We start from the raw sequence: 24582 nt of genomic DNA, 5'->3' as shown, positions 1-24582 counted from the left end.
CGCGGGTGCGCTGTCAAAATCTGTACGCCAAAGACAAGCCTTGAGCTCTTCTTCGGTCTATTTCATGCGGATGTCGCTTCCAAGGGAAAATTCGGAAGGCATGCCCAAACGGCTAGTTTTCAAAGCGGCGCGAAACATCCCGCGCTGTTTCGCCTTCAATCAGAACTTCATTGGGCGCGGCATGACTAATGAAATGGATCGGACTGGCGGTTGGACCGTAAGCGCCGCTGGCATGCACAGCGATGACATCACCTTCGGTCAGTTCAGGTAGCATGACACCACCGGCGAGCCGATCAATCGACGTACAAAGCGGGCCGACAAGATTGTACTTTTCGCTAGCGTCCCCACCACCAACGCGGTGCATGCGATAGTTGCGATGGATGACCATACCAAAATGGCCCGATGCCGGAAGATGATTGTTCATACCGCCATCGCAGATGCCTATGGTGTGGCCGCGCGACTGCTTGACACCGATGACACTGGTCAGAAAATATCCCGCTTCACCAACCAAAAACCGTCCCAGTTCAAGAATAAGTTGCGCATCTTTGAAACGCGGTTCTGTGGTGAATTTGTCAAGATCGCCGCCTATTCCGCTGGCAATCAGGTCTAGATCAAGCGGACTATCACCTTCGTGATATGGGATTCCGAGACCAGCGCCGAATACAAGCTTGTGGGGTGTAATGTCATGCGCCTCGCAGATCTGCCGAAACACCGACATGAAAATCCGGTAGTTTTCGCAAATCGCGTCAGGCTTCAGACATTGTGTTCCCGAGTAGATGTGCAGCCCAACAACATTCAGATGCGGTAATGCCAACACATGCGGTAACTCAGTTGCGGCATCTTCGATGTCAAAACCAAAAGGACTGGGGCGACCTGCCATCTGGTCCCCAAAACCCTTGGGCACCGAGGATGGCGCAAGGCGGATCAGGATATCCTGCACCTTCCCGGTTTGTCCTGCGACCCGACTTGCGACCTTAGCCTCTCGCAGATTTTCGATCACGAGCTCCCCAACACCAAGGTCGATCGCCTCTGTGATCTCCGCATCTCGCTTGCCCGGGCCGGTAAAGCTCGCCCGCGCCGGGTCCCAGCCCGCTTTGCATGCAAGACGTAACTCGCCGATCGAGGATACGTCGACAAAATCGACTTTGTCGATCAACCACCCGATGACACCGGGGTTTGGATTGCATTTCATTGCATAGCTGAGCGAGAACCGGTCACCAAGCGTCGACCGGATGGTCACGAGTTTTTCCTCAATTGCGTCTGTCAAATAGACATAAGTTGGCGTTCCAAACTTTTCGGCCACCGCCGCCAGACGCGCATCAAGGTTGTCCATCTCAGTCCTGATCCTGCACATATTGCACGATCCGCTCGATGGTGTCGAAATTGTCCAGTGTCACGTCACCCGGATGTACGGTGATGCTCGCAACTTCTTCGACATAACCAATCACGTTCATCATCGCCACAGAATCGAGCATTGCACTGGAAAAGAGCGTTGTTGAAGGCGCGACATCTCCCTCAACATTCAAGGTTTCCTTGAGGAAAGTCGTCAATTTTTCTGCGGTAAGTGTCATGTCAAATTCGTACCTTCAGATCGGGTCGTTCGTAAATTCATACTGTGTTTTCATGCATTTCTTGTACTGTTTGGGCGATAACCGTCGGTCTGTCCAGCTTACCGCTCGCGGTTCGGGGCATTGATCCGGTCCAAACATCTATGCGGCGCGGGACCATGTAGTGCGGCATGGCTTTGCGGCAGTGCTTCAGCAACTCGTTTTGATCGAAATCGTCAGTCCCTGAAACAACCACATGCACAACTTGGCCCAGATCGTCATTTTCGACACCGTAAGCCACCACATCAATGACCATGCCGCTGCGCGATACGATGTCCTCCACCTCTGTCGGGCTAAGGCGGAAACCACTGGTCTTGATCATGTCGTCCATACGCCCGACGAACCACAAGTCACCATCATCATCCACGCGGACCAGATCACCACTATAGACCACTGGCGCGTCACCGATAATGTGTCTCAGTTCGGGACAGGGCCGAATTTTTTCCTTTGAGAGTTCTGGTTTTTGCCAATAGCCCATGCTGACCAATGGCCCCGCATGAACCAGCTCACCCTGCTCTCCCGGACCTGCAACCCCATGCCCGTGTTGCACGACGTAGACGCCGGCGTATGGCACCGCTTGACCGATCGCGCCCTTCTTAGCCGCGAATTTATGCGCAGGCAGATAGGTAGACCGAAACGCCTCTGTCAGACCATACATCAGGTAGATATCAACGTCCGGGAACACCGTTTGCATCAAATCAAGTGTGTTGGGCGGTACCTTACCGCCAGTGTTTGTGATCAGTCGCAGCGTTGGCATTGACGTTGGCGTATCGTCCAAAAGCCGAACAACCTGGTTCCACAGCGGTGGGACGCCAGCAAATCCCGTCACCTCATGGGTATTAATTGCTCGCACAATCTCGGTCGGCATAACAACCGGTTGGTGAACAACGCTGCCGCCCAACATCATCATAGTCGTCAGTTGGTTAAGTCCGGCGTCAAAACTGTAAGGTAGCACTGACAAAAGCCGGTCAGTGCTGCGCAGTCCGAGGTACTCTGCAACTGAGGCAGCCCCCATCAGAATGTTGCTGTGGCTCAGCATCACACCCTTGGGCATGCCGGTCGAACCTGAGGTGTAGATGATCATCGCCAAATCATGCCCCGATGGAACAAATTCCTTTGCATGTTTGCGTGTTGCGTGGTCGGGCCAAAGGCTTTCCCATCCGCCATCATTTGCACAAAGAATACCCAGCAAACCTTCGGGTTGTTCCATGCCAAGGACTGATTTACGCGCAGACGCTCCTACAATCATTGCCCGTGCGCCACTATCTGCCGCCACGTATGACAGCTGTTCAGCAGTCCATTGATGGTTCACGTTCACAACAACTGCGCCCAGTTTCGCTACGCCGAACATGGCCGCAACTTCAGAAATCCCTTTACGCAAGTGCACAATCACCCGATCGCCATGGGAAACGCCGATGCTGACTAGCCGGTCTGCTACGTCATCTGCCAGCTTTGAAAGAGCGCCATAGGTGACGGATTGGTCCGCGTCGATCAGCGCAATTTTATCTGTGTTTGCCGGGTGATTGTCAGCCAACAAACGGTAGATACTTTGGTTTTGATCCATCATTTGGAACCGGCGCCTGTGGCAGTCTGTGTGTTTGGCGGAACAAAAGGCGTCAACCGCGGAAATATCTGTGCAGGCGATCCAAAGACCGTGGAGTCGTCTGGTACGTTCGTTGCGACGGCAGTGTTTGCGCCAATGTGCACCCGGTCACCGATTCGAACATCCCCTAAGACTGTGGAGTTTACACCAATAAACACATCATCACCGATCACAGGCGCGCCATCCGCCATATTTGTGCCAATGGTCACATTGTGCATCACGCCGCAACGATCACCGATCACAACATTAGGGTGAATTGAAAGGCTACCTTCAGCGTGGATGATATGAAAATCTTCCCCGATCACAACTTGTGGTGGGATCCATATCTTTGTCACGTTCAAGATAAGAACCCGAAAGATGCCATAGATTTTGTTGGCAAACCACCTCAGGACGGGGTTGTGGATCAGCGAAGCCCAACGCCCGTAACGATAGATAAACAGTGAGATGAACGCCGCTTCAAGAACGGAGCCACCATGGCGATAATAGTCACTCTTTAATACCCGGAACACGCGCCAATCCTCGCCGCTTGCTTAAAATCCATGCCGCCCATATACTAAGCGACCAACAAAAAATTATATTTAGCTACGTACTCAACGGACTAAAATATGGTGATGTCAGCACGCTGACTACGATCATCGCGCAAAGAGGGAAAGGCCGTCAAGAAAATCTGTTCATTCAAGTAAATCAAGTGTGCGCCTTATGTCATCCCAGTCAGCCGTAAAACCCGACGTCTCGCCCTCACCAATCACGAATGCAAAGCGCTGATTCTGACGGTCTGTCACAGTTTTCAGGAATGCGACGGTCCGGTCTGGCGGCTGAATGACAAAAAGCGTCGCACCCTCCGGCATTGTTGCCAGCCCATGAACAAGCTGGCTGCCTTCAACCCCCATTACAACTGACGCATTCCCGCAGTGCATAGCGATGTCATCGACCGACGCTTTTGTGATATCTAGCGTATGGAAGCCGTAATTCACTTCCAATTTTTCGGCTATATCACGTTCGTTCGCCATGATGCGCGCATCGCCACTTTGGCCGCGCAATAAGAAAACGCCTGGCATCGGAGTTGGATGACGCCCAGCCAAAATGAGCGCGCGCATATCTGCGGCGCGCTGTGTCTTCGCGTTATTGTTGGCTGTGTCATCAAACAATATCAATTCATCAAAATGAATGTGATCTGTGCGCTGCGGCGCGATACCGAGCAGTTCCTCGTAACGCGGCATATGATGTACCGGTTGCAAGAACGACGTCACTGTCGGCCCAGCGGCTTGAGCAAGACTATGGGTCAGACAGTCATCAATGAGCCAATTGCCAAACCAACGGTTGCCGAGCCAGCTTTCATACATGGCCCCACGCGTGACTTCCGTTGGAACATTATATGTCAAAGAGCGCGCTTTGCGGGCCTTCAGATGTCGTACGCCTCCCTTGGCGTAAAGCACGCCATCCGCCAAATCGACATCGGAGATACGGTAGCCAATAGTCGGTCCCTCCTCCGTGTCAAAGTCTCCGCGGAAACTCCGCAGAACAGTCTCTAACGAGGCAAATTCAGTGGTTCTGATTCGATCAAATTGTCCAGGTAGACAAATTGCCGACGGAATATAGTGCACGCACCCTCGTGCCACGTCCCACTGATCATGCGCGCAATGGACCAAATCCGGCATGGGCCGGCGCAGAAATTTGCCGATGTAGGCGCTCAGAGGTCGTGTCGAAATCATGTTTCTATTTTGCCAAACCGCCTGCGTCGTCGCAGGGCATTCAATCGTTAAATTCATCGTCATTACAAATACTGGCAAATACTGCGCTGAACCCGCTTGCGACGCAAGGTATGGAAAACGTGAACGCACGCCGCCGACATTCGATGGTTATTTTGGAGTTGGGCGTTTGGCCCATATCTCATGGGCAAAATCCGTACAAAATGACCCCGCCATTAGCGGGTCAAGTCAGCCCGACATGACTTGACCCGTTAATGAATATATTTTAGTGTCCAACCCTATTGTTTTTATAGGTAAATCTGATGTCAGCCTTTCTTCCACTCGAGCCAAAAACTCTCGAAATCTCAAGTTCCAAGGCAAAGGAAATTGGGGAGTCTATTGCGGCCGACTATCAGTCCAAGACGCCTTATCACTATATTTGTGTGGATGACTTCCTGCCGCCTGAAATCCTATCAAAAGTGCGCGAAGAGGCGTTGCTGATGGGCGACAAACCCGCAGAAAATGCCAGCGGGAACGAGAGGCTGAAGACGTCTTTCAATCCTGATCGGATGCCGACCTACTCCAGAGCTGTCTTTAACGCGTTGAATTCGCGGCCATTCATTCAGTTTCTTGAAAAAATGTCAGGGATTAACGGCCTGATACCAGACCCATACTATATGGGTGGGGGTATTCACCGCACAAACACGACTGGCTTTCTTGGGATCCACGCGGACTTCAATCATCACTCGATCATGAACCTTGAACGACGTCTGAACCTTTTGATTTACCTCAACCCCGACTGGAAAGAAGAATATGGTGGCTCGTTCGAGGTTTGGACCGACGATATGAGTGAGAAGGTTGCCGGTTTCGCACCAATCATGAACCGGATGTGCTGCTTTTCTACCGGTGACAACACGATGCACGGCAACCCTGAACCGGTCAATCATCCCAACGATGACCCGCGCCTCTCCATTGCGCTGTACTACTATACGGCGACATGGGAAGATGGACGCACGTCGCAATCAACTGTGTTCAAGCAGCGTCCGGGATCAGGAGATGCCCGCGACAATGAAGCGACCTTACGCGTTGTTCGTGATCTGGTGCCGCCGCTTCTTTATCGCAAGACCCGCAACCTGGTTGGCAAATTGCGCCGTTGACGTTTTCGTAACCTGATGGTCCGCAGTGCGGATGTGATAAAAACGATACGGTCTTTTTGGAAATAAGCGTGGAGCATGACGCGGTTACGACATAAGCAGATGTAGATGCTTGCGCAAATAACCACGCCCGGCGGTAGGACATGATACGAACGACTAAGATTGAAGGTGTCCTCGAGATCACGCCCCGGCGCTTTGCGGACAACCGCGGACATTTCAGTGAGACATATAATGCTGAAACTCTCGCTGATCATGGGATCATGACCACTTTCGTACAGGACAATCAGTCCTACAGCTACGATATTGGCACGGTGCGTGGCCTCCACATGCAGGCGCCGCCTGCTGCTCAGGCCAAATTGGTGCGCGTTCTGCAAGGTGTTGTTTGGGATGTTGCCGTCGATATCAGGAACGGGTCGCCTACATTCGGCCGCTGGGTCGCCGTCGAGTTGTCAGACACGGCCGGCAATCAATTGTTGATCCCAGCCGGGTTCCTGCATGGATTTGTGACACGCGCCCCTGATTGCGTTGTCGCTTACAAATGCTCCGCGACCTACGCTCCTGAACGGGAAGAGGCCGTACGGTTTGACGACCCGGATCTGGCGATCGATTGGGGTATTGATCCTCAACAGGTCATGCTGTCCGACAAGGACGCGGCCGCCAGATCGTTCAATTCTTTTCAATCACCCTTCAAATACGGACCCACACCATGAAAATTCTTGTCACAGGTGGGGCCGGGTTCATCGGCTCGGCAGTTGTACGTCAGGCTATTGTACAAGGTCATGCGGTGGTGAATGTTGATGCACTAACCTATGCCGCTTGTCCGGCAAATGTCGCCAGCGTGGCAGATGATCCGCTCTATGCTTTTGAACAGGCCGACATTTGTGATCGCGCAGCAATGGATCGGATCCTGACAAGCCACACCCCCGATGCCATCATGCATTTGGCCGCTGAGTCGCATGTTGATCGCTCAATTGATGGGCCCGGTGCGTTCATACAGACAAATGTCACCGGCACCTACACCTTGCTTGAGGCTGTACGCAGCTATTGGGAAGAACAAGGGAAGCCGGACGGATTTCGCTTTCACCACATCTCGACTGATGAAGTCTATGGATCGCTTGGCGCAGAGGGACAGTTCACCGAAGATACGCCTTATGATCCGCGTAGCCCCTACTCCGCATCCAAAGCCGCCAGCGATCATCTGGTGCGGGCATGGGCAGAAACCTACGGCCTGCCAGTCGTGTTGACGAATTGTTCCAACAACTATGGCCCGTTTCATTTTCCAGAAAAACTGATCCCCGTTGTCATTCTGAATGCGTTGCATGGCAAACCAATCCCTGTTTATGGCAAAGGCGAAAACGTGCGCGATTGGCTCTATGTGGAAGATCATGCTGATGCCCTGCTCACGGTTTTGACGCGCGGAAAAATCGGCCGCAGCTACAATATCGGCGGCGAAAACGAAGCGCGCAATATCGACCTCGTGAACATGATTTGCGGGCTGCTTGATCAGCATCGCCCCAATAGCACGCCACATGCGGATTTGATTACTTACGTCACGGACCGACCCGGACATGACTTGCGTTATGCGATCGACCCGTCGCGAATGCGCGCAGAATTGGGTTGGCGCCCGTCTGTCACGCTTGAAGAAGGGCTTGCAAAGACTGTCACCTGGTATCTGGACAACCAAGACTGGTGGCAACCGCTGCTGGATCGTGATGGCGTCGGAACGCGACTGGGCAAGGCATGAAAGCTCTGGTCTTTGGCAAAACCGGACAGGTTGCGCGGGCCCTGATTGCCGTGGGGCCACCGATGGACGTGCAAATCACGGCATTGGGACGTAACGCTGCCGATCTGAGTGATCCTGATGCATGTGCCGCGGCTATCAATACAAGTGACGCTGAGGTCGTGATCAACGCCGCCGCGTGGACGGCTGTGGATGCCGCCGAAGACCATGAAGAAGATGCGCATGTCATCAATGCCCAGGCGCCAGAGGCAATGGCGACAGCATGTGCCGCAAAAGGTATCCCATTCATTCATATCTCAACTGATTATGTCTTTAACGGCACCGATGGCCCTGCTTGGAGGCCGGACGATCCGACTGCGCCTTTGGGTGCCTATGGCCGCACAAAACTTGCCGGCGAACGTGGCGTTGCAGCGGCCGGTGGTGCCTATGTCATTCTGCGCACGGCGTGGGTTTTTGATGGAACAGGAAAGAATTTTGTCACCACGATGCTGCGCCTTTCGCAATCTCGCCAGACACTGAAGGTCGTGGACGATCAAACCGGCGGCCCCACTCCGGCAGGTGCCATCGCAAACGCCTGCCTGCACATTGCGAAAGCACTCATTGCAGGAAAAGGGGCAAGCGGCGTATTTCACTTCAGCGGTGCACCCGATGTGACATGGGCCGATTTTGCCCGCGCCATCTTTGAAACCGCAGAGCGCGACGTCGCTGTCACCGATGTGACGACCGCAGAGTACCCCACATCCGCACAACGCCCTGCCAATTCACGCCTTGATTGCTCTTCTTTGGAGGCGGTGTTTGGCATTGCTCGCCCGGATTGGCGTCAAGCCCTGAAAGAAATGCTGCGTGCCGCAGAACGAGGACATATCAATGAGCACACGTAAAGGACTGATACTGGCCGGCGGCACCGGATCGCGACTATGGCCGATCACGCAAGGTCTGTCGAAGCAGTTAATGCCAATTTATGACAAACCCATGATCTACTATCCGCTGTCAGTGCTGATGCTGGCGGGCATTCGCGACATCGGGATTATCACAACACCGCAAGATCAAGAGCAATTTCAGAACCTGTTGGGCGACGGATCGCAATGGGGCGTCGCGATCACCTGGCTTGTGCAACCCAGCCCGGACGGACTGGCGCAGGCTTATCTGATCGCAGAAGAATTCCTCGATGGCGGTCCGTCGGCGATGGTGCTGGGGGACAACATCTTTTTCGGGCATGGACTGCCCGAGCTGCTGGACAGTGCGGACAAGCAAACAACCGGTGGTACGGTGTTCGGTTACAGGGTCGCTGATCCCGAACGCTATGGTGTCGTGGGCATGGATGACGAGGGCCGCGTGACCGAAATTATCGAAAAACCAGACGTGCCGCCATCGAATTTTGCGGTCACTGGTCTGTATTTTTTGGATGGCAGCGCACCGGATCGCGCACGCAATATTCAACCCAGCCCGCGTGGTGAGTTGGAGATCGTAACACTTCTCGAAAGTTACTTGGCCGAAGGTGCCCTGAACGTGGAGCGTATGGGTCGCGGATATGCGTGGCTGGACACCGGCACACATGGCAGTCTGCTGGATGCAGGTAACTTTGTACGCACACTGCAAAGCCGCCAAGGCATGCAGACCGGTTGCCCCGAAGAAATTGCGCACGGTGCGGGCTGGATCAATGATACGCAATTAATCGCGCTGGCAGACCGCTATGCCAAGACAGAGTACGGCACCTACCTGCGTGGATTGCTCTAACATGGGCATCGCCTATTTGATGAATACCTACCCGATTACGTCGACCACATTCGTGCGGCGCGAAATCCATGCGCATGAAGCAGCGGGGGTACCTATCGCACGGTTTGCGATACGCGATTGGGCCGAGGTGCCTGTCGATCCCCGTGATCGCGACGAGGTGGGCAAGACGACCTATATTCTGAAACAAGGTGCAGGCGCATTGCTGGCCCGCACGCTGAAAGAAGTGGTAACAAATCCTGTCGGGTTTGTCCGTGCATTTGCAACGATGCTGCATCTGGCATCACGGCCCGGCAGCACAGGGCTCAAGAACGTGGCCTATCTGGTTGAAGCGGTCTTCTTCAAACAAGCTGCCAGAGCGCAGGACATCCATCATGTTCATGCACACTTTTCAACAAATTCAGCGGCTGTCGCCCTGCTGGCCCGCCGGATGGGTGGACCCAGTTACAGCTTTACAGCGCATGGACCAGATGAGTTCGACGATCCTGCGGGCAACGGCCTGCCAGTCAAAGTCGCGCAGAGCGCATTTGTGGCGGCAATCACCGACTATGCCCGCGGTGTTATCCTAGAGGCGACCTCAGGCGAAGACGCCGACAAAATTCATGTGGTGCGGTGCGGCATTGATCTCGATGAATTCGATGTGACGCCCCCACCTCAGAATGCCCGCATTGTCTGTGTTGGTCGTTTGTGTCCGGCAAAGGCGCAGGCGCTTTTGGTTGAAGCGGTCGCGCCGCTTGTCGCGGACCACCCCGCCCTTGATCTGGTGTTTATCGGTGATGGCGAAGACCGTCCCGGGATTGAGGCCCGCATTGTGGAACTTGGATTGCAAAAGCATGTCACATTGGCCGGTTGGGGAACCGGAGAAGAGGTCCGGGCTGCAATCAAGGGCGCACGCATCTTTGCACTGCCAAGCTTTGCTGAAGGTTTGCCCATCGTGTTGATGGAAAGCCTCGCAATGGGTCGCGCCGTTGTCACAACAAAGATCACAGGGATCCCCGAGCTGGTCGATCAAGACTGCGGTTGGATCGTTGAGGCAGGAGATGTTCCCGCCTTGCGAGAGGCTGTCGCTCAGGCATTATCTGCTGATGATGCAACCTTGACAGCCCTCGGGGCGACTGGTCGGGCACGCGTGGTGGACGCGCATGATCAGGCCAAGAATGCCGCCAGCTTGCGCGCCTTGTTTCCCGCGCGCTGACCTATTCGGCAATCGCTGCTGGAACACCGGTCATTGGCGAGATGCTGACAACATCCCAAACGACGCGTTGCATCAGGGCGGCAGCCTGCAAACCGGGATCGTCTGCGGGTGTGCCGTCGGCCCGCAACAGCTGATGCGGAAGGCCAACCGGGCTGGTTTGATAAAGCACGGCGTAGTGGGTCAGTGCCATAAGGTACGCGCCATAGTCATTGAAGTGAATGTCGTCACGGAAAAGGTTGCTATAGCTCGACAGCGGTCCGACTGGCCCTTGTTCCTGCAAGGCACGCGCAAATGCAGCCATGACCTGCCCACCGGGAATGACATATATAGGTCTCAGCGGTTCAGCCCGGGCTAACGCGGGCCGTAGTACGGCGTCTTCCCAATAGAGTGCCTTGTCGCGGTCAAGACGTTCCAACCAACCCGCCGGATCATCAAGCCGGTGCCACGTTTCATAAAGATAAACGGTCGCATTTTGTGTCTGCGCCTTTTGCGCCCAGTTGTTCACATAAACGGGGCTGTCGTGATACTGCACCGCATCGGCAATCTCAACCATCTCGGTCAGGACCAGCGCGTCATAGTCCCCCGACCCTACCGCCTCATGCGCATCGCGATAGTCCGGATGGGCGTTCTCTTCGGAGAACCCGTTCACCGGGACGTCTGGATCCCAATGTGACCGCAGCGTGGAACCCCATCCTAATTGGCTTGCAAATTCATGCCCGTAGCCAGCCAACTGTGACAACATCGCGGGCATGTCACGCCCGACCAAGCTGTGACCCAGGTGATAGACCTGCCTTGGCCCACTCACAGTGGGTGCAGGCTCGGTATACAAGCTCGCAAATGTTTCTGCGTCCAATGGCTCTGGGTCACGGGCGTAGAGGCCCAACGCGCCAAGGACAACAAGGACGGGTGTCAATACAGCAAGGATCAAACGTTTAGACATGCGCTACAGATAAAATCAAACCATCGATGGTCAAGATCGTTCCAATAAGAGTTGGGAAGTCTGTCTTGGGCAGCGTCCGAAAGCCACCGTCTGCGATCTCCAGTGTCACCGCGTCAAAGCCAATGACGGCACCTGTGAGCGGGTACTGCGCCTTATAAACGGCCTCTTTGGCGCTAAAAATCATCTTTGCGGCAAGGCCGGGATCTGATTGCCAATTGATCCACTCCTGCTCAGGAGGCGTGCAAACAATGCTGGTCAAATCGGTGCCAAGCGGGGTGGCAGGCTCAATATCAACCCCAAGCGTCAGCCTATCAGGCTGATCAGCTGCAATTGCGATGCAGTGACTGTCACAATGCGCGATTGATCCTGTCACACCCTGAGGCCAGATGGGCGCACGGTTCGCGTCCTGCGTAATCGCTCCTGCAGTTAAGCCAAGCTGTTGCAGCGCCTGACGCGCAGCCCGGCGACCGGCCGCAAATTCCGCACGGCGTTTGGGTATGGCGCGCTGAACGATGGCAGCTTCCTCGGGCCACAAATCTAGGTCATGTGCGCTGGGATCTGCAAAACCAATCCCAACATCCGGGCCAAGAATTTGTTGCAATGCAGCTTGAATAGCCTGCATCAGCGATTGCGCCGCCGTTCCCGCATTTCGCGCCGCCGTGCCATAGCGTCCTGCAATGGATCGCCGGCAGAAGGTGTCGCTGGCGCAGCAGGTGCTGCTGGCGCGGTAGGTGCTGGCGCAGGAGATGTCACAGGCATCGCTTTGACGGGCGCGGCAGGCGTGCCTGCTTTGCTCGCGACAATCTTAGCCAAAGCACCCAAGGTCGGCGCGCGGAAAATATCTGTGATCGACAGCTTCTGCACACCCATTGTCGCCCGAATTTCGCGATGCGCCTGCACCGCCAAAAGCGAATGCCCACCAAGATCAAAGAAGCTGTCCTTGGGTCCAATCTGGGAAACACCGAGCATGCCTGACCAAATGGCAGCAATCTTTTCGCTGATCTCCGCTTCAGACCCCAACGCTACTGCCGCCGCAGGCGTTGCGGGTGCGGGCGACGCAGCGGCAACGGGTGCTGGTTTGGCTTGACCCAGAACTGGTGCGGGCAATGCCTTTCGATCCACCTTCTTGTTCGGCGTCAAAGGGAAAGCGTCCAAGGTCACAAAGTGACGCGGCACCATATAGTCCGGTAAGGATTTCAGCATCTCATTGCGCAAGGCAGTTTCATCAACCGTGCCGTCCGCCAGCAAATACCCAACAAGCTGAACCACGCCGGGTGTGTCCTCGCGCGCGATGACCACCGATTGCTGTACACCGGCATGCTGATCGATAACGCTCTCGATTTCGCCCAGTTCAACGCGGTAACCGCGCAACTTGACCTGAAAATCCGCGCGCCCAAGAAAATCAAGTCTGCCGTCTTCGCGCCAACGCACCAAATCACCTGTCCGGTACATCCGGCCATCTGCAAATGGGTTGGGCAGGAACCGTTCAGCCGTCAGATCGTCGCGCTGAAAATACCCCCGCGTAACGCCATCACCCGCAATATAAAGTTCACCCGGCACGCCGATAGGCTGCGGTTCCATCGCGTCATTGAGGACATAGACTTGCGTATTTGCGATAGGCGTTCCGATCGGCACAGCACCCTGCCCCGGATCGGCGGTTTGCGTCGTTGACCAAATCGTTGTCTCAGTCGGCCCGTACATATTTTCGACAGTTCCACCGGTCAGCTTGCGCAATTCATCTGCAAGTGCACCCGGCAAGGCCTCCCCGCCGACCATCATATGCTTGACCTGTGATAAGGCGACACGGGCTTCGTCATTCATCGTCAACATCTGCGCCATCGACGGCGTGCACTGCAAGTGCGACACCTTGTGACGGATAATTTGCGCCGCGATCGAATAGTCGTCGTCATTCACCTCTTGATTGCTGGCGGCCACAACTTTAGCCAAAGGCTTCAGCCCCTTCAGCACCAAATCCACGTCGATACCATAATCGATGAGACAAGCGACTTCGGTGACGCCAATGGCTTTGACCTCTTTGATCCGTTCGATGGCATCCTCAACAGTACCAAAAAGGCCGCTGTCGTTGAAATACCGCTCAAACGCGAATTCGAGGATGCCATCCATCTCATCCTCGTCCAAAGAGCCAAGGTCGATCTGCATCGGGTTCTCCACACCCTTCGGCTTTTTGAAGGCTGGAAAGGCCCATGCATATTGCTTGATGAGGCCGGCAGCGGCGCGCAGGTAGTCCTTCATCGGTTCGCGGGCAATTTCACGCGCGTGATCACGGGTGTCGGACAAGAAGCTGTGCAACATCAAGGTGACAGTAAAGTCATCCGGATTGTGGCCCGCCGCGCGCAACGCATCGTGATAAATGACAATTTTTTCCGCAACTTCATCTACACTCTGACCCAGCAGGTGGGTCAACACATTACATCCATTGGTGCCGGCTTCTTTCCAGGTCTCCGGGTTGCCAGCAGTCGTCACCCAAACATTCAATTTCTTGGAAACCGGGCGTGGTTGCGTCACCACGCCGTGCATTTCGCCGTTCTGGCGGGGGAACTCCACCGTTTCGCCGGCCCATAATTTGCGCAGATCCCGGATTGCGTCAAACATGGCAGGCTTATTCTGGGGGGCGTATTTTCCGGTCGCAACACAAAGTCATCCGGTTGCCAGCCGGACGCAATTGCCAAGCCAGTCCGGCCATTGGTCAGGTTGTCAATAACGGCCCATTCCTCGGCGATCCGCGCGGTATGATGCAATGGCGCGACACAAGAGCCTGCGCGCACAGCCAGATTTTCCGTGACGGCAGCCACCGCCGCACCGGTCACAGACGGGTTAGGGTACGGACCACCAAAAGCATGAAAATGCCGCTCTGGTGTCCAAACTGCACAGAACCCATTCTTGTCGGCGAACTGTGCACCTTCCAGCAGGGAACGGTATTTGTCGCGACCGATGCCGTCATCATTGCCCCAGTAAAACAGGCTGAAATCCATCCCAACGCCAGGCGCAGCGCCTTCACCAGCGACCAGAGCGCGGCTTTCATCGCCTGAGATCACAACTTTAAATCCGCGTGCGAGGGTCCAGAACAGTTCCAGCACAGAAATGTCGAATGACAAAGAGGTCACAGCCATCCAAACGCTGGCAGGATCATGCGAAATACGGTCATCCATGCCGACAAAGAAGTTCGCGACATTGCGATGTTCAACCATCACACCTTTGGGTCTGCCGGTCGAACCTGACGTATAGATCATATACGCCATATGCGCGCCGGTGACGCCGCTGTTCGGGTTCTCCGCGTCGCCGTCCAATGGCAACGTATCGACCAGAACTGCTTCAGCCTCGGTCTTCAGGGCAGACGCAAGTGTGCTGTCCGTGACGATGACCTTTGTCCCGCTGTCCGCGATATAAAGGGCTGTTCGGTCGGCTGGATAGGCCGGATCCATTGGTAAATATGCACCGCCAGCCTTCATGATAGCCAAAGCGCCGATCAAAAGCGCAGATGAACGGCGCAGGTGCAGTCCGACGATCGTATCCGGGCCAACCCCCTTTTCTCGTAGCAGATAAGCAAGGCTATTCGCGCGGGCATTCAGTTGCGCATATGTCAGACTTTCGCCCTCAAATGACAGCGCTTCAGCGTCTGGCGTGCGCGCAACCTGCGCCTCAAACGCCTGATGAATACATAGATCAGCAGGATAGTCCTGCGCAGTCGCATTCCACTCAAAGAGAACCTTCTGACGCTCAGCATCCGGGAGAAGTGTAACCGTCTCACCATTGGAAATCTGGGATGCAATATGCGTCAAACGCGCTGCCATAAGTTCAGCGTACGCAACGCTGATCTTCCCGGTATCAGCATAGAGCGTCGTGCCCACCACGCTGAGAGCGGTGCCGGGAATATGTCCCGTCTCCGACAGCCCCAGCGCGGGTGTGATGACCCCACCGGGTATTCGCGCGCAAAGATCTGCGGCAAAAGGACCGCGATCTCTTGCGACGGCCAAGTCGTCGCCGGCCCGCACCGGAACCCAGTCGTTAAAGTATCCGGGGTGATCGTGTACAACGCCCAACGCCAACGTCACAGGATCGTCAGACAAAGCATCCCCAAGATGGCCCATCGCGGTGGCAAGGTCGGCGGCGTCGGCCGACAATGCAAGGTTGATCACCTCTCCCGGCTGCGCGCTCATGTCAATTTGCGGCAGGGTTGCTGGCGACATCGTCTCAAGTGCTTTGCGCCAGTGGGCTTCGTGCTTCAATGTTGATTTCAGTGCGGCGGCGAGAGCTTCATCCGCTGTGATCGCCGGCAGCTGGTCGCCCACTGCCGCAATGTCATGACCCGAGACAGCATCTCCTGTCACATTGCGCAAATCATTCAAAGTGACAGGAGCTGTCGCCGTCGCAACAGTCAGTGACCCTTCATCGACGGCAATAACTGTGCCAGCACTGGCGTCAGAGGTCGCCTTTTCGGCGACTGCTTTGCCAGCAAGGAACACGCCCGTGTGCGTCACGATTTTCGGACAGGTCAACGGGTTCCAGTAGTCGCCGTGATCAAGCGCACGCACGAGGGTAGTAATCTTGCGGGCGGTCTGTGTGAAATCGAGCTGCGCAGCGTTTGCAGGTCGGTCGTTTTTGGCAAAATAGCTTCTTTGCGAAAGGTTTTGAGCGGTGACCACAGGTGCTTCAGTCGCCAGTTTGTCAATCACGGTGCCAAAGCTGTCGATCGCAGCAGCGTAGCATTTGGTATTGAGCGTCAGAACCGTTTCATCAGGTGCGACATCAAAGAAACTCTGGGCGAGCAGCCCACCTTCATCGACACCGCCCTCAATCATATGCCAGCTGATGCCATACTCGACCTCGCCGGCAAGCAGTGCCCAGACGGGTGCATTCAGCCCTGCATATCGCGGCAAGGGCCCATCGTGGAAATTGACAGCGCCTCTGGTTGGCAGGGCCAAAATCGCATCAGGGATCATGTCCAGATTGGCAATCGACAACAGCCAGTCAAAGGAAATCTCCGACAACTCGGCGACCAAATCCGCATCTGAGGAGATAACGGAAAGCCCGGCACCGGCCGCCCAATCAGCGACGTCACCATTGCGTGTCACGACAGCGGCAACGGTATGGCCCGCGTCCCGCAGCATTTCTCCGCATTGGATCGCAAGAGATTCATTGCCAATGATTAGGGCACTGTAAGAAGACATCAAATCATTCTCCAATTTGCGGGCTGGGCTGCATGAGCTTTCCCCGCTGAGGCTTAAATAGGGCGGTAATATCGTGACGGGCGAGCGTGCGCAGGAAATGCGGGGCGCCACCATGAGGTTTGCGTGTCAGCTTGCAACGTAACCAGTGCAGACTGCCGCCAAACAAATGCAGCGTGGTGGCGCAAGCAGCGTAGGCGCGCCCGTGGTTCTTAGTGAAATAGTGCCAGCGCGATGCAAACCAGTAGTCCGGCACACGCTTCCATTCTTTCATACCGGTGGAAACAGAGCCAAGATGCGTCACAACACTTTCGGCCAGAAACATGACCTGATGGCCTGCGCGCTGCGCCCGCCGACACAGGTCCGTTTCCTCAAAATACAAGAAAAACGTTTCATCAAAAAGGCCAATTTCATCAAGCACGTCTTGGCGCATCATCACGCTCGCCCCAGCCAGCCAGTCGACAGGGACGGTCCGTGTCAACTCGCGTGGCACCCGGTAGTTTTTCAAGATCTTACTCACGGGGCCAAAGCGAATTGATCCCTCAAGTTCGCTCCATATCGACGGGAAACGGAACGTTGTCGTATGTTGAATTTCATCTTCGCCTTCGATGAAACTCCCCGCAAAACCTGTGCCCGGCGTTGCATTCAGATGCTCGTAGAGTACCCGGATCGCGTCTGGCTTCGGAAACGCATCTGAGTTCAGGATATAGACATAGTCCGGCCGGCCTCCATCTGACATGCCCGCCCTGATACCTACGTTGTTGCCAGCGCCGTAGCCGCCGTTGCGGCCGGATTGGATCACGCGGGTGTTGTCCCATCCTTCGGACAAGACATGCGCGCTCATGGTATCAAACGAACCATCTTGGCTATCGTTATCGACGATCACAACCTCGCCCGGCAAGCCTTGCATCGCGACGCGTGCGGCTTCGGCCGCGCGCAGCGTCATCTCAGCCGTCTTGTAGTTCAGTACAATTGTAAGGATCCGCCGGTCCGACATCTATTCAGCCGCTTCTTTGTAGGACAGGCTGGGCGATGCAACGGGACGTTCCAAATACCGACGAATGCGGGCGGCAAGCACGCGCACGTTCGGTTCCAGCACCATGCTGTCATGATCTCCTGGCACCTCGAAAACCTCTATTCCAGGCGCAAATTTGGTCCAGTCGTTGTCTTCATAAAGGTAGACACGCTCTTCGCTGATCAGACGATCACCTATCGTCCATTTTGCAGCCAGTGGCGGACGGAACAGCGCCAGCGTACCATCCCATGGTTTGACCTGATAAGCGCCCACGCTTTCCAAGAATGCATCTTGGATTGCAAGGTTATGAAATTGCTGGCCTTCCTCAGCGCTTTCATCGCGGCCTTGCCGCTTTTCGAGCTCCCACGCGATCCGCGATTTGGCCCAATTGATGAAATACCCCGGACCACCACGCTGGATATCCTGCAACTTCATGCGCAGCCTATCTGATTTTTCGACACCCGGCCGCACCGGCAAAGGCGTATCGAGCAAAACAAGGGCCGCGATTTCTTCGCCCTGCGCGCGTAGCTGATGGGCGATTTCATAGGCGGTGATCCCACCACCAGAGAAGCCGCCCAAATAGTACGGCCCGTGCGGTTGGACCTGCCGCAGTTCAGCGATGTAGTCGGTCGCCGCGTCTTCAATCGTGCGGTGCGGTTCTTCGTCGCCCAAAAGGCCACGCGCTTGCAGGCCATAGAAGGGCCGGTCACTGCCGATCAGATGCGCCAAATGGCGCAGGTTCAGCACATTGCCAAACATGCCCGCGACCAAGAAGAACGGCGGTTTATGTCCGCCTTCGCCTTGGTGCATCGGCACCAGATGCGTGAACCGGCGCGTCGGCGCTTTGGGCGCATCGGCGGGTGCCTCTTCGCCGTCCACCGTGACACCGCGTGCGGCGATCAGTTCGGCGCATTTGCGAATTGTCGGAGCCTCAAACAGCACCGAAATGGGGAAATCGACTTGGAACGCTTTGCGAATTTGCGCGAAGAGGCGCACCGCAATCAGGGAATGCCCGCCGAGATCAAAGAAACTGTCCTCGGCCCCGATCTGGTCGACACCCAGCAAATCCTGCCAAAAGGCAGCCAGCCGTTCCTCGATGGGCCCTTCGGGTTCCACGAAATCGCTATCCAACTGCGGACGCGAAAATTTCTGCCCGTCCTCGGCATCTTCATCATCTTTTTGCCCGGCCTGCGCGATCAGCGCGTCCAGATCAAGCGACGACAGGATCACCTGTTGATGCGGACTGAGCAACGCACGCAGAAACAGGTCCGCCCCTTCTTCCGCGCGGATACCTTGCGACAGGTTGTGGCGCAGGCGTTCTTCGGCGGGTGACAAAGGCCGTGCGGCTTCGTCCTCGGACTGCGTCGGTTTGGCTTCATCCTGCGCACCAAAGCCTGCCATCTCGGCCATTTGCCGAATGGAGAAACCAGTAATTTCAACACAGACGGTCCCATCAGGGGCGGCAAGCGTGATGTCAAAGCTCGCGATGTCGCTGTCTGCTGTGTTGTCGCGCGCGTTGCGCACCCAACTGACGATTTCTGCGGGAAGCGGTGCGTGCACTTTAACTGACCGATAAGACACAGGCACCCAAAGGTGCTGTGACGCATAGCCTGTGATCAGTTTCATCGCCCAGCCGGTGGCCAAATCCATCATGCCAGGATGCAGCAAATAGCCCGCAGCCGGGTCATTCACCGCAGCTTCCGGCAACGCCAATGTGGCGAGGCCTTCACCGTCCCCAAAGGCGGTTGATTGCAGCACACGCCAGCGCGGGCCGAAGTTCAGGTGCACCTCTTGCGGAGAGGCGATCCAGCCGAGATCGCCTGCTTCAATCGGCGCCTCGCAGCGCGCAGCAATAGCCACGATATCCAAGGGTTCAGGTGCGGCCAGCGGGAGGATTTGCAAGCTGGCTTGCGCGTTTTGCGCATAGGCGCCATCGCTGCCACTTTCGACTAAAAACTCATAGCCCGCCTCGCTGCGTGGCAGGGTGAGGCGCAGGTCAACTGATCCGGTGTCACCAACCGCAAAGGGGCGCAGGAAATACAGATCGCGGATTTCAAAAGCTGCCGTTTCACCCATTTCATGTAAGGCCTCGGCGGCCATTTCCAGATAGCCGGTGCCTGGCACCAAGGCATCGCCCGCTTTGGTGCGATGTTCGTCCAGAAACCAGCGGTCGGCAACGGTGTAATTGGCCGTGAATATCCGGTTGCCAGCACGGTCAAATGTCATCGCATCCAGCATAGGGGCGGCAGCGTCCATTGCCTCTGCCGGGACGCCCGATCCAGTGCGCGCTTCCATAGCGTCAGCGGCCATACCCACGTCAGCCCAGATACCCCAATTGATCGCGCGCACGGTGGTTTTGCCGCCGCTGCGTGATTTAGCATAGGCGTTGAGGTATTCGTTGGCCGCCACATAGTCGACCTGCCCAAGGGGGCGGTCGCCGTGGAGCTTGACGCAAAGAGCACCAGCCAATCCAGATCACCGTCCGGGAAGACCTCATCCAGCACTTGCGTGCCGTGGATTTTGGGGGCGAACACATCTTCAATGCTGGTCACATCCTTGGCCATGATGGGCGCGTCGTCGATGTGGCCCGCGGCATGAATCACGCCGTTGACGGGGCCAAATGCGACCTCGACCTGCGCGCGCGCATCGCGGATATCTTCGACGTTGCTGACGTCTGCGGCAACAGACAGGATTTCGCCGCCCATCGCTTCCAACGCTTGGACGGCCTTGATCCGGCGGGCCAATGACGACGTGGGCGGAGTGTTCTTGAGCGCGGTTTTCCAAGTCTCGCGCGCAGGCAAAGCAGACCGTGAAAGCAGGGCGATACGGGCGTCACATTGCTTAATCAGCGCTTCAGCCAAGGTCAGACCGATGCCACCAAAACCACCAGTGATCAGATAGACGCCTTTGTCTTTCAGAACGGGCAACGGGCCATCATCGGGCAGATCGGTCAGCACCGCAGGCTTGTATGTCAGTTCGAACCGCTTGCCGTTGCGCACCAATGCCGTTCCATTGCCCGGCTCGGCGAGCGCATCCTCAAGGATATGATCAACCAGTCTATCTGTGTCCACCTTAGCAAACCCGCGCTTTTCGCGGCCAGTTGCTGCAGGCAAATCCAAATCAAGCGTCGAGACGGTCAGCTGTGGAAACTCGCGCGGGATAACCCGTGCAGGCCCGGCAAGCGTGGCCTTTTCGGGATGGGCCAGTGCCTCATCCTTGTGCTGCGCGGCCCCGGCTGTGAGTGCGCAGATGTGGATATTGTCTGGCAGGTCTTCGCCGCCAATCGCTTGGGCAAGGAAGAACAGGCTGTAGAAGCCTTGTTCCTGCACACGGTGGAAGAAACTTGATCCAGGACGGAAACTTTCATCCGCCGTAATCATCCAGCCATGCAGAATACGTGTCGGGATCAGATCGCGGGTGTTCAGGTCTGAAATCAGTTGATCATAGCTTTCGCGGCCCCGTTCGGGCGCGATGAAATAACCAACTTCGCCGTCGCGGGCAAAAGTATCGCCGGGGCGCACGGTAATCACATCATGGCCAGCGTCGCGCAGGCGCAGCGCTGCCGTCGCGGTCAATCCAGCATCATCTGCGAAAACCAACCAAGTTTGCTTTTCCGCCTCTGACAGATCACCCGTCACATCCACATCGCAAGCCGCATAACGCGGCAGCCACGCAGGGCGATACCCCCAATCTTCGGGCGTTTCAGAGCGGGTCACCCATTCGCTGGTTTCATCGCTAGTCGCGGTGCCCGGTTCGATAAAATAGGCCGCATGCTGGAATGCATAGGTCGGCAGCGGCACCTTCAACCGGCGCGCATCGCCCCAGATCTGGCCCCAGTCAAACGTGCCACCCACGGCCCAGACGCGACCCAGCATTGCCATAAAGAACGCATCATCCGCGATGTCATCTTTGGGGTGACGCAGGCTGGAAATCACCTGATTGGCGACAACTTTGCCATGTTGACCAGCAAGCGAGGACATCGCGCGGCCGGGACCGACTTCGATGAAGACGCGTTCTTCGGTCTCGGCCAACGTAGTCAGGCAATCGGCGAAATGCACGGTGCCGCGCAGGTGACCGACCCAGTATTCAGGGTCTTGGGCCTGCGCGTCAGTGATCAGCGCGCCGGTACGGTTTGAGGTAAAAGGAATTTGCGGCGCATGCAGTTCAATCGAACGCAGGTAATCGCCAAAATCTTTCAGGATCGGCTCCAGCATCCGCGAATGCGCGGCGATGTCGATCTGGATGCGTTGGCAGTCAATATCTTTGCCTTTCAGACGTCTTTCCAGGTCATCCAATGCAGCTTGCGGGCCTGTCGCCACGCTGAGTTGTGGTGCGTTCACGGCCCCCAGATCAAGGTCATCGCCCAAGAGCGGCTCCAATTGATCAGCGGGTAAGGCAATTGACAGCATACCCCCGGCAGGCACCGTATCAAACAGTTTGCCACGTAGATGCACGAGGCCGATGCAATCCTCAAAAGACATCACGCCCGCCACACATGCGGCGGTATTCTCGCCCATCGAATGGCCGGTCAAGGCGGCAGGTTTCACGCCCCAACTCATCCACAATTGGGCCAGCGCATATTCAACAATCATAATCAACGGTAGTTGTACCGAAGGCTGGGTCAATTTGGCGTCAGCGGCCTCTTCCTGACCCGGTTCCGGCAACCAAACTGCGCGAATGTCGTAGTCCAACTTGGGTTGCAGAATATCGAGGCCCTTGTCCATCCACTCTGCAAAAACCGGCTCGGTCTCATAGAGATCGCGGGCCATGCCGGCGTATTGGGCACCGCCACCGGGGAACATGAAAACATAGTCCGGGTCTTCGCCGACGACTGTGTGGCTGAACGCGCGGCGCGGGTCGTTCTTTTCCAACTGGGCTGCGGCATCTTCATGGGTCTCGGCCACGATTACGCGGCGACGCTCAAACGCGCGGCGGCCCTTTTGCAAGGTCCAGGCGACATCGGCCAATGGCTGATCGGGGTTATCACGCAAATGGGCGGCAAGGGCTGCGCAGTTGGCATCAAGGGCTGCCTTGTTGCGGCCCGAAACCGTCAGGATCTGGAACGGCCAATCGGATTCGTCCGACGCCGGCAAAACCGGTGCTTCTTGCAACACGACGTGCGCGTTTGTCCCACCCACACCAAGGGAGTTTACGCCGGCACGACGCGGACCTTTGTGACTGATCCAGTCTGTGAGCGTGTCATTGACCTTGAATGGCGAGGTTTCAAAATCAATCGCCGGGTTCGGCTTTTCATAGCCAAGAGACGCGGGGATCTGCTGATGGTGCAGCGATAGCGACGCTTTGATCAGACTGGCAACGCCAGCGGCGGTATCGAGGTGGCCGATGTTGGTTTTGACCGATCCGATGCGGCAAAAGCCAACCTCATCGGTCGTTTCCTGAAAAGCCTGCGTGAGTGCCGCAACCTCAATCGGATCGCCCAGATAGGTGCCTGTGCCGTGGCATTCGATATAGTCGATGGTGTCGGCGGGGGTGTCCGCAATCATCTGCGCTTCAGCAATAGCCTCGGCTTGTCCATCGACGGAAGGGGCCAGATAACCGGCTTTGGCCGCGCCATCGTTGTTGATGGCTGATCCTTTGATCACGGCCCAGATATGATCGCCGTCCGCTATGGCGTCCTTCAGACGGCGCATCACGACAACACCCGCGCCGGACCCGAAAACGGTGCCTTGGGCGCGATGGTCAAAAGCGTGGCAATGGCCGTCGGGCGACAGCACTTCGCCTTCTTTGTAGATATATCCGCGATCCTGCGGCAGCTCGATGGTGACGCCACCCGCCAATGCGGTATCGCATTCACCCGACAGCAGGGCCTGCGTCGCATAATGTGTGGCCACCAATGAGGTCGAGCAGGCGGTCTGCACATTCACGCTGGGACCTTTGAGGTCGAGGATGTGGCTCAGGCGGGTAGACAAGAAATCCTTATCGTTGCCTGTGTGGCGCAACAGAAACATGCCGACATTATCTACCAGCTTTGGGTTTGAGCAGATATTGAAATAGAAATAGCTGCCCATGCCGCAGCCCGCGAAAACACCTATGGGGCCCTTGGCATGCTCTGGCATATGGCCTGCGTTTTCCAATGCTTCCCACGACACTTCAAGAAAACGACGATGCTGGGGGTCCATGATTGCGGCTTCTTTAGCAGAAAGACCGAAGAACTCCGTGTCAAAATTCTGATAACCACTCAACGGGGCAGCGGCCGCGACGTAGTCTGGGCGATTGAAGCGATGCGCGGCCTCGCCAGCAGCCAAGAGTTCCTCTTTGGCGTAGTGGCGGATCGACTCAATCCCTTCCTTAAGGTTTTCCCAATAAGCGGCAACCGTGTCGGACCCTGGCAAATGGGCGGCCATGCCGACAATGGCAATGTCGGTTTCAGCCACGTCGCCGTCAGATAAATTAAGACTCATTAAATCAACCACATGTTTTCGTGCACGGCGTTAAGGATACCAGCGAGAATAGTCAAAAATATGTCACCTTTCGATCAGCAAAAAGAAGGTGGCGGAAAAATCATTGTTATTATTCGCAGTGTTAGAATTGCAGTCCAGTCAGGTAATCCCAACCAGCGCCAAACGCAATGTTTCTTATTTGTTAACAATTGATGCCAAATTCGTCCATTACCATCACAATGGTGGGCGAATTAAGGCACAATCAAACTAATGTGGCACCAAATCGGCAAATCCCTTCCCATCTGCAAATTTTGTGTT

General features: G+C 55.9%; 16 protein-coding genes and 1 pseudogene. 6 read left to right on the top strand and 11 right to left on the bottom strand.

Features of this window, described 5'->3' with window-relative positions:
• Nucleotides 1–112: 112 nt before the first annotated feature.
• From ACZ1G5_RS15715 to ACZ1G5_RS15695, 5 genes are all read right to left on the bottom strand, one after another.
• Nucleotides 113–1333, bottom strand: coding sequence for a type III PLP-dependent enzyme domain-containing protein (locus ACZ1G5_RS15715; RefSeq protein ID WP_472733735.1), 1221 nt, complete (start codon nucleotides 1331–1333; stop codon nucleotides 113–115).
• A 1-nt stretch (nucleotide 1334) separates the two neighbouring features.
• Nucleotides 1335–1571 carry an acyl carrier protein gene (locus tag ACZ1G5_RS15710; RefSeq protein ID WP_472733734.1) on the bottom strand — a complete coding sequence of 79 codons (237 nt, stop codon included), beginning with the start codon at nucleotides 1569–1571 and terminating at the stop codon, nucleotides 1335–1337.
• A 37-nt stretch (nucleotides 1572–1608) separates the two neighbouring features.
• Nucleotides 1609–3174, bottom strand: coding sequence for an AMP-binding protein (locus ACZ1G5_RS15705; RefSeq protein ID WP_472733733.1), 1566 nt, complete (start codon nucleotides 3172–3174; stop codon nucleotides 1609–1611).
• A complete protein-coding gene (locus tag ACZ1G5_RS15700) occupies nucleotides 3171–3719 on the bottom strand; it encodes a serine acetyltransferase (RefSeq protein WP_472733732.1) in 549 nt (182 codons plus the stop codon). The genes ACZ1G5_RS15705 and ACZ1G5_RS15700 overlap by 4 nt, the downstream gene beginning before the upstream one ends.
• A 162-nt stretch (nucleotides 3720–3881) precedes the next feature.
• Nucleotides 3882–4922, bottom strand: a complete 1041-nt coding sequence (locus tag ACZ1G5_RS15695) for a glycosyltransferase family 61 protein (RefSeq protein ID WP_472733731.1) — start codon at nucleotides 4920–4922, stop codon at nucleotides 3882–3884.
• 299 nt (nucleotides 4923–5221) lie between these two features.
• Here ACZ1G5_RS15695 and ACZ1G5_RS15690 point away from each other — a divergent pair, with 299 nt between their 5' ends.
• The 6 genes from ACZ1G5_RS15690 (at nucleotide 5222) to ACZ1G5_RS15665 (ending at nucleotide 10722) form a co-directional block, all read left to right on the top strand.
• The gene (locus ACZ1G5_RS15690) at nucleotides 5222–6055 is read left to right on the top strand and encodes a 2OG-Fe(II) oxygenase (RefSeq protein WP_472733730.1); all 834 of its coding nucleotides are present in this window, start codon (nucleotides 5222–5224) and stop codon (nucleotides 6053–6055) included.
• A gap of 140 nt (nucleotides 6056–6195) precedes the next feature.
• Nucleotides 6196–6762, top strand: coding sequence for a dTDP-4-dehydrorhamnose 3,5-epimerase (gene rfbC / locus ACZ1G5_RS15685; protein WP_472733729.1), 567 nt, complete (start codon nucleotides 6196–6198; stop codon nucleotides 6760–6762).
• Nucleotides 6759–7796 carry a dTDP-glucose 4,6-dehydratase gene (gene rfbB / locus ACZ1G5_RS15680; RefSeq protein WP_472733728.1) on the top strand — a complete coding sequence of 346 codons (1038 nt, stop codon included), beginning with the start codon at nucleotides 6759–6761 and terminating at the stop codon, nucleotides 7794–7796. Before rfbC ends, rfbB begins: the two co-directional genes overlap by 4 nt.
• On the top strand, nucleotides 7793–8674 hold the full coding sequence (gene rfbD, locus ACZ1G5_RS15675; RefSeq protein WP_472733727.1) for a dTDP-4-dehydrorhamnose reductase: 882 nt from the start codon (nucleotides 7793–7795) through the stop codon (nucleotides 8672–8674). Before rfbB ends, rfbD begins: the two co-directional genes overlap by 4 nt.
• Nucleotides 8661–9530, top strand: coding sequence for a glucose-1-phosphate thymidylyltransferase RfbA (gene rfbA, locus ACZ1G5_RS15670; protein WP_472733726.1), 870 nt, complete (start codon nucleotides 8661–8663; stop codon nucleotides 9528–9530). Before rfbD ends, rfbA begins: the two co-directional genes overlap by 14 nt.
• On the top strand, nucleotides 9487–10722 hold the full coding sequence (locus ACZ1G5_RS15665) for a glycosyltransferase family 4 protein (protein ID WP_472733725.1): 1236 nt from the start codon (nucleotides 9487–9489) through the stop codon (nucleotides 10720–10722). Before rfbA ends, ACZ1G5_RS15665 begins: the two co-directional genes overlap by 44 nt.
• Nucleotide 10723: 1 nt before the next feature.
• Here ACZ1G5_RS15665 and ACZ1G5_RS15660 read toward each other — a convergent pair whose 3' ends face one another.
• From ACZ1G5_RS15660 to ACZ1G5_RS15635, 6 genes and pseudogenes are all read right to left on the bottom strand, one after another.
• A complete protein-coding gene (locus ACZ1G5_RS15660) occupies nucleotides 10724–11662 on the bottom strand; it encodes a hypothetical protein (protein ID WP_472733724.1) in 939 nt (312 codons plus the stop codon).
• Nucleotides 11655–12284: a 4'-phosphopantetheinyl transferase family protein gene (locus tag ACZ1G5_RS15655; protein WP_472733723.1), complete on the bottom strand. Its 630-nt coding sequence runs from the start codon at nucleotides 12282–12284 to the stop codon at nucleotides 11655–11657. The genes ACZ1G5_RS15660 and ACZ1G5_RS15655 overlap by 8 nt, the downstream gene beginning before the upstream one ends.
• A complete protein-coding gene (locus ACZ1G5_RS15650) occupies nucleotides 12284–14275 on the bottom strand; it encodes a MupA/Atu3671 family FMN-dependent luciferase-like monooxygenase (RefSeq protein WP_472733722.1) in 1992 nt (663 codons plus the stop codon). The genes ACZ1G5_RS15655 and ACZ1G5_RS15650 overlap by 1 nt, the downstream gene beginning before the upstream one ends.
• Nucleotides 14185–16851 (bottom strand): LLM class flavin-dependent oxidoreductase, encoded by a 2667-nt coding sequence (locus ACZ1G5_RS15645; RefSeq protein ID WP_472733721.1) that lies wholly within the window; start codon nucleotides 16849–16851, stop codon nucleotides 14185–14187. Before ACZ1G5_RS15645 ends, ACZ1G5_RS15650 begins: the two co-directional genes overlap by 91 nt.
• A gap of 4 nt (nucleotides 16852–16855) precedes the next feature.
• Entirely contained in the window at nucleotides 16856–17845 is a 990-nt protein-coding gene (locus ACZ1G5_RS15640; protein WP_472733720.1) for a glycosyltransferase family 2 protein, read from the bottom strand.
• Nucleotides 17846–24285, bottom strand: a pseudogene (locus ACZ1G5_RS15635) (type I polyketide synthase).
• Nucleotides 24286–24582: the final 297 nt, after the last annotated feature.

This window comes from Yoonia sp. JB2-21 (assembly GCF_055693545.1).
Note: the sequence above shows the minus strand (reverse complement) of the source record. Positions and strands in the feature narration are given on the sequence as shown.